Source organism: Companilactobacillus paralimentarius DSM 13238 = JCM 10415, from assembly GCF_001434985.1.
Lineage (GTDB): Bacteria > Bacillota > Bacilli > Lactobacillales > Lactobacillaceae > Companilactobacillus > Companilactobacillus paralimentarius.
Genome location: NZ_AZES01000084.1, coordinates 1 through 6817, shown reverse-complemented (window position 1 = coordinate 6817; position 6817 = coordinate 1). Strand labels below are relative to the sequence as shown.

Below are 6817 nucleotides of genomic sequence, written 5' to 3'. Positions count from 1 at the left end.
CTTTGGTGACTTGTCCGAAAAATTCGATTAATTGTTGCAATCTACCAAATTAAATACTTGTTGTTAAAGTGAAGTTACTCAAGGAGGTATTTTTAATGAAAGTACTTATTATTGGTGCCCATGGTAAAGTGGGACGTTTGTTAGTTGATGAACTTCAAAATAAGCAAATTGATTTTGCTGCAGGATTACGTAGTGAGGAACAAATCAAGGCTTACCAAGCGGAGAATATTCCAACACAATACATTGATTTGACTGCACCAATATCTGAAATAAAGAACTCAATTGAGGCTTCTGGAGCTGATACATTAGTCTTCACAGCCGGTGCTGGTGGAGCTGGTTATGATTTGACTATGGAAATTGATTTGGATGGTGCTATTAAGACAATGGATATCGCCCAAATCTTAGGTATCAAACGCTATATTATGGTTAGTGCTGTTTATAGTGATGATCGTAGCAAGTGGGAAGCTTCAGGAATCAGACCATATTATATTGCAAAACACTATGCTGATAAATATCTTCGTAGTACAAACTTGGATTACACAATCGTACACCCAGGAATGTTAACGAATGATGATGCCGTAGGAAAAATCAATATTCAAAGCAACTATGAAGGTGGCAGTGTTCCAAGAGCTGACGTAGCTAAGGTTATTGCCCAAGCGTTGGAGACACCTTCTACAATTAAGAAAGATATTAACTTTGTCACTGGTGATGAAGATATTGTTAAGGCAATTAGATAAAAAATAAGGTCCAGAAGTCGATTAAGATTTCTGAACCTTATTTATGTGTCCTAGGCAAGCAAGGTTTCTGGGACGGTAGCCGTTTTTTTTTCAAGACGACGTGAAATATTCTTTCTGAGTTGTTCATTCTCAAAAACAACTTGATCATAATTATTTTTGAGTAAGTAGCGGGCAACTTGTTTAGAGAAATAATTAGCTTTAACAACGTTATGCTTATTAGAACGTTTCATAAAAGTATCGAAAAAATTATTCATCATTGAATTGAGAACATTAGTGAAGAAGGGGATTCTGATCTGTTTAGTATTAGCAGTGTACCAAACCTTTTGATTATCGAGTGTGATGATAAGTTCGTTACCACCGACATAGGGAATCTTCTTGGTATTCATGGCTACGACAGCAATTTTTTTTGGCATATGCAAGACTCCTTAGCAAGTTTAATTATTAGCATAATATCATGATAAAAAATATATTAATAAAAAACGATTTTTCTGCTTACAGATATAATGTTCAAAACCTTGTTAGGTCAAGTATAACGAAGTATATAGACAATTTGTAGCGTTTATTTAATACTTCTTAATTGACAACGTTTACATTATATTTGATCAATTTTTTGATCAAGATTATCTAACCAAAATAAAAATAAATGAACCTTAAAATATTCACTTTTTGTAATAAAAATTGCTACTTTTATAGTTTAATTTAGTAAAGATACTTGACGTATTATTTAGAAACCGCTATCATGGTTCCTGTAAACGATGTGTGTTACTGATTCGATCAGGCATAAACCTACTAATATTGTGCATATTTTAGTGTGCAATTAGTGGGTATTTTTTTTAGGGGGTAAGTCATTGAAATTTGTAAGAAATTATAATAATAATGCAGCCCTTGTAGTTGATGACCATCATGTTGAATGGGTAGTTGTTGGAAAAGGCATCGGATTTGGCAAGAAAACGGGTGATTTGGTGGACGCATCAAAAATTACCCAACGTTTCAAGTCAGAGAATACAGCAAACATTGATAATTTAGGGGAATATGATAAATCTATCATTGATGTAACTTCTGATATAGTTAACGATGTCGAATCTTTTTTAAAAGTTAAATTTAATGATTATCAATATTTAATTTTGGCTGATCACATCAATTTTGCTTACGAACGAGCAAAAGAACACATTGAGTTTACTGATAGAGCAGTTAATTGGGAAGTAAAAAAATTATTTCCTAAAGAATATCAAGCATCATTAAGGGCAATTAAAATCATCGATAAGGATTTGAAGGTTAATTTTACTAAGGATGAATTAGTTTTCTTGACGTATCATTTTGTTAATTTGGAGAATGAAAAAGAATCCCTTCAGGACACGATCCAAGTTTCCAAGATAATTTCCGATATCATCAATATTATTCAAATCAGTTACCATAAGACTTTGGATGATGAATCATTCAGTTACAGTCGATTGGTTTCACATTTGAGATATTTTTTAATTAAGAAAATCAAATCCAATAAGCCTGCTGGTGAACAATTGGACCCTAGTTTATTGAAATTAATGATTGCTAAATATCCTCAAGAGAATCAAACTGTTCAAAAGATTTCTACATTTTTACGAAATACTAAAGGATGGGCGTTGTCGTCAAATGATCAAATGTATTTGATCTTACATGTTTGGCGAGTAACTCATCGTGAAAATTAAATACTAGCGTGTTACTGTTCGGCAGGCATTAGCTCAAGAAAATTACATTACTATTGGTGAATAGTGGTGTAACCTCTTGAGCTTTTTTGTTTGCCTGCTAAAGGAGGAAATATTATGAAAGACTACGATAGTTTAGCTAAGAAAATTGTTAAATTAGTCGGTGGCAAAGATAACGTTAAAAGTGTCGTTCATTGTGCCACAAGATTACGTTTTAAATTAAGAGATGAAAAGAAAGCTAATACTGAAGAATTAAAAGATACTGAAGGAGTCGTAACAGTTGTTCAAAGTGGTGGCCAATATCAAGTCGTTATTGGTAATGAAGTCGCTGACGTTTATGATCACGTTGTCAAAGTCGGTGGTTTCCCAGATGGTGGAACTGTTCCTGATGATTATGGCGAAGATGATGAAAAAACTAGTTTACTAGATAAATTCATTGATTTGATTTCCGGAATTTTTGCTCCAGCATTGGGTTGCTTGGCTGCAACTGGTATGATCAAAGGTTTGGCAACAATTCTGGTAACAACAGGATTGGTAACTAAGACTTCTGGTACATACGTTATACTTTACGCAATTGGGGATGCTTTCTTCTACTTCCTACCAATTATTTTAGGATTGTCGGCCGCTAAGAAATTTGGCGTTGATCAATTCATTGGATTATCAATTGGTGCAGCGTTAGTTTATCCAACAATCGTTGCTTTGAATCCGACTGCTGTAACCGGTAAACCACTATTCACTTTGTTTGTTAATACAGCATTATCTTCACCAATTCACATTACCTTTTTGAAAATTCCGGTAATTATGATGAACTACACTTCATCCGTTATTCCTATTATCGTGGCTATGTGGATTGCTTCTAAGATTGAAAGATACTTGAAGAAGGTTATTCCAAGTGTTGTTAAGACTTTCTTAGTTCCATTCTTTACTTTGATAGTTGTTGTTCCATTAACTCTACTAGTTGTTGGACCTGTTACATCATGGATCAGTGATGGATTAGCTGCCGGTGCTTCGGCTCTTTACAACTTAAGTCCAATTGTTACGGGTGCCGTTATTGGTGGTTTGTGGCAAATCCTTGTTATCTTCGGTTTACACTGGGGACTTGTTCCATTGGGAATGTTAAATATTCAAAATCTTCATTATGATCCAATTCTTGTTTTAACTGGTGCCGCATCTTTTGCCCAAATCGGTGCTGTTCTAGCAGTCATTATGAAAGTTAAAAGTAAGAAAGTTCAAGGCCTAGGTTGGTCAGCATTCTTATCTGGTATTTTTGGAATTACAGAACCAGCTATTTATGGTATTACCTTACCTCGTAAGAAAGTCTTCGCGATGAGTTGTATTGGTGCTGGTATCGGTGGTGCTTTGATGGGATTATTCGGTACTAAGGCCTACATGGTCGGAGGACTTGGTGTCTTCTTATTCCCTAGTTATATTGGTGCTAGTGGTATGGATATGTCAGTTTACGGTGCTCTTATTTCATGGGTTGTTGCTTTTGCTGTTGCACTAGGACTTTCACTAGTCTTTGGTTTTAGTAAAGAAGATCTTAAGAACGAAAATGCCGTTAAAGAACCAGTTTCAAATAATGCAGAACCACAATTAGCTACAGCTATGGTTAGTTCAGCTACAGCTACAACAACTGCTGCTCCAGAAACAGTTGAAAAAGAAAAAGTTACACCTGAAACAATTATCAGTCCTATTAAAGGATCAACCGTTCCATTGAGCGATGTTAAAGATGACGTTTTTGCTTCAGAAGCACTTGGTAAAGGTGTTGCTATACTTCCCGATGAAGGAAAAGTTTATTCACCAGTTGACGGGACAATTACAGTTGTCTTCCCAACAAAGCATGCCATTGGTATCAATTCTAAAAATGGAGCCGAGTTGTTGATTCATATCGGTATGGACACGGTTCAACTAGAAGGTAAAGGATTCACTAGTCATGTTGAACAAGGTCAAGAGGTTCATCAAGGTGAACTCTTAACGGAATTCGACGTTGATGGAATTACTAATCAAGGGTATGACGTTACAACGCCGATTATTGTTACTAATTCAAAGAACTATAACGATATTGATGTCTTGGCTGATGGTCATGTTGAACCTGGTGACAGTATTATTGATTTAAAATAAGCTTTAATTTTTATGCCAGAAAGCGTTAACATATAAATATAAAGAAAATGAAGGAGTAGAGACTATGACAGAATTTCCAAAGAACTTTTTGTGGGGTGGAGCTACTGCCGCCAATCAATATGAAGGTGCCTGGGATGTTGATGGCAAGGGGACAAGTACAGCTGACCTTTTGCTAGGTGGAACTTATGATAAGCCACGTGTATTTACTAAGGATTTGAAACCTGATGGCTATTATCCATCACACGAAGGTAGTGATTTCTATCATCATTATAAAGAAGATATCAAACTATTAGCCGGTATGGGCTATAAAACTTATCGTATGTCAGTCGCCTGGACAAGAATTTTCCCTAATGGTGACGATGCTGAACCTAATCAAAAAGGTTTGGAATTCTATCGTAATGTTTTCGAAGAATGTCGCAAATATGGAATTGAACCATTAGTTACAATTTCACATTACGAAATGCCTTATCATTTAACAGAAGCTTATGGTGGCTGGGGAAGTCGCAAGGTCATTGATTTCTATGTTAAATATGCCAAGACTTTGTTTACAGAATACAAGGATTTAGTTCACTACTGGTTAACATTTAACGAAATTAATATCGGTATGATGTTCGGTGGCTACATGTCATTAGGACTACCAGTTAAAGACGGTGCTGCTCCATTTAATGGTGAAATGACTGATGAAGATATTCAAAACAATCTTCAAGGTTTACATCATCAATTCGTTGCCAGTGCTTTGGCAGTTAAAATTGGTCACAAGATCAATGCTAAAAATATGATTGGTTGTATGATTGCTGGTAATGTTAACTATCCATTGACATCAAATCCTGATGATATTTTGAAAGCTCAACATGCTAATGAAATTAACAACTACTATTGTGGTGACGTTCAAGTTCGTGGTGCTTATCCACACTTTGCACAACGTTTCTGGGATGAACACAATGTTAAATTGAATATCACAGCTGAAGATGCTGAAGTTCTTAAAGAAGGAACTGTTGATTACTACACATTCAGTTACTACTCATCAAATGCTTTGACATCAGATCCAAGTAAAGCTGAAGCTGCAGGTAACTTCTCAACTGGTGTTAAGAACCCTTACCTTAAATACAGTGAATGGGGCTGGGCAATGGATCCTAAAGGACTTCGTTGGTATCTAAATGACGTTTATGGACGTTATGGAATCCCTGTTATGGTCGTTGAAAATGGCTTAGGTGCCCGTGATACTGTTGAAAAAGATGGCTCAATCAATGATGACTATCGTATTGAATATCTACAAGGTCACATCGAACAAATGAAAGAAGCCATCAAAGACGGTGTTGATTTGATCGGTTACACTCCTTGGGGTTGTATTGACTTAGTATCTGCAGGTACTGGTCAAATGGCAAAACGTTATGGTTTCGTTTACGTTAACCGTGATGATAATCAAGAAGGTGACTTTAGTCGTACACCAAAGAAGAGTTACTACTGGTATAAGAAAGTTATCGAATCAAATGGTGAAGATTTGAAAAATTAATAAGCGTCTTAATTGCGTAACGGGGAATTTGCTTTCATAATTAACTTAGAAGTTCAAAAAGAGGTAGTTATTATGAAAGATAAAGTTCCCAAAGTTACTTTAAGAATTTCGATATTAGTTTTAGTATTGATAACAATTTTGTTACTAATTATGAAACAACCACATGCCATTTTGGCAATGTTTGCAGTGATAGTACTATCGATTGTTTATTTAATCGGTATGGAAAAAAATCATGAAGAGTTTATGCAACATCATAAACGTGAATAATGAATAGATTCATTTAATAATAGAGAATTAAAAGGGAGACACTTTTCTGAAAATGTGTCTCCCTTTTGCTGTCATAACTGCTATTCTAGAGATGTAGATTCATATAAAATATCAGGGAGATATGTTTTTATGAAAAAATATAGAATGGTAGCTTTAGTTGGGGTATTGCTATCAACCACAATTTTAGGTGCTAATACTTCAGTTATTGAAGCTGCAACTAAATCAAAGGAAATTCGTGTTAAAAATGAATTGAAACGGGCGCCAGTGATTCAAGCAACAAGCACTAGTGCTAATTCAACCAATGATTCAGGAATGGTTGGTAAACAAAAGTTTTCTGATTTAAAGAATGATCAAACACTAAAAATTTCACCAATTTTTCAAGAGGACGTAGATAGTAGTCGTGAAGGGTACGCAGCCCTGTTACAAAATAAATTGGGTATTGTTGGATTGAAGTCAATATTTGAGACAGGTTTTAAGAGACATTCAGAACCGCGTTT

The 6817-nt window shown here is 35.3% G+C and carries 6 protein-coding genes and 1 pseudogene; 6 read left to right on the top strand and 1 reads right to left on the bottom strand.

What is annotated here, in order from left to right; genetic code table 11:
* Nucleotides 1-95 precede the first annotated feature (95 nt).
* Nucleotides 96-737: an SDR family oxidoreductase gene (locus tag FD33_RS07680; protein ID WP_025086196.1), complete on the top strand. Its 642-nt coding sequence runs from the start codon at nt 96-98 to the stop codon at nt 735-737.
* A gap of 50 nt (nt 738-787) precedes the next feature.
* Here FD33_RS07680 and FD33_RS07675 read toward each other — a convergent pair whose 3' ends face one another.
* Nucleotides 788-1150 carry a hypothetical protein gene (locus FD33_RS07675; protein WP_025086195.1) on the bottom strand — a complete coding sequence of 121 codons (363 nt, stop codon included), beginning with the start codon at nt 1148-1150 and terminating at the stop codon, nt 788-790.
* 435 nt (nt 1151-1585) lie between these two features.
* Between FD33_RS07675 and FD33_RS07670 the strand changes: the two genes are divergently transcribed.
* The 5 genes and pseudogenes from FD33_RS07670 to FD33_RS07650 all read left to right on the top strand — a co-directional run.
* A complete protein-coding gene (locus FD33_RS07670) occupies nt 1586-2422 on the top strand; it encodes a PRD domain-containing protein (RefSeq protein WP_025086194.1) in 837 nt (278 codons plus the stop codon).
* A gap of 114 nt (nt 2423-2536) precedes the next feature.
* Nucleotides 2537-4540, top strand: coding sequence for a beta-glucoside-specific PTS transporter subunit IIABC (locus FD33_RS07665; RefSeq protein WP_025086193.1), 2004 nt, complete (start codon nt 2537-2539; stop codon nt 4538-4540).
* Nucleotides 4541-4604: 64 nt separating this feature from the next.
* Nucleotides 4605-6053 carry a glycoside hydrolase family 1 protein gene (locus FD33_RS07660; protein WP_025086192.1) on the top strand — a complete coding sequence of 483 codons (1449 nt, stop codon included), beginning with the start codon at nt 4605-4607 and terminating at the stop codon, nt 6051-6053.
* A 72-nt stretch (nt 6054-6125) separates the two neighbouring features.
* A complete protein-coding gene (locus tag FD33_RS07655) occupies nt 6126-6320 on the top strand; it encodes a hypothetical protein (RefSeq protein ID WP_025086191.1) in 195 nt (64 codons plus the stop codon).
* Between the two features lie 129 nt (nt 6321-6449).
* Nucleotides 6450-6817 (top strand): annotated as a pseudogene (locus FD33_RS07650) (hypothetical protein); the annotation flags it as partial.

Bases quoted from the DNA above. Each gene is read 5' to 3' on its own strand.
- FD33_RS07680 (WP_025086196.1), top strand. From the start codon at position 96: ATGAAAGTACTTATTATTGGTGCCCATGGTAAAGTGGGACGTTTGTTA.
- FD33_RS07675 (WP_025086195.1), bottom strand. From the start codon at position 1,150: ATGCCAAAAAAAATTGCTGTCGTAGCCATGAATACCAAGAAGATTCCC.
- FD33_RS07665 (WP_025086193.1), top strand. From the start codon at position 2,537: ATGAAAGACTACGATAGTTTAGCTAAGAAAATTGTTAAATTAGTCGGT.
- FD33_RS07660 (WP_025086192.1), top strand. From the start codon at position 4,605: ATGACAGAATTTCCAAAGAACTTTTTGTGGGGTGGAGCTACTGCCGCC.
- FD33_RS07655 (WP_025086191.1), top strand. From the start codon at position 6,126: ATGAAAGATAAAGTTCCCAAAGTTACTTTAAGAATTTCGATATTAGTT.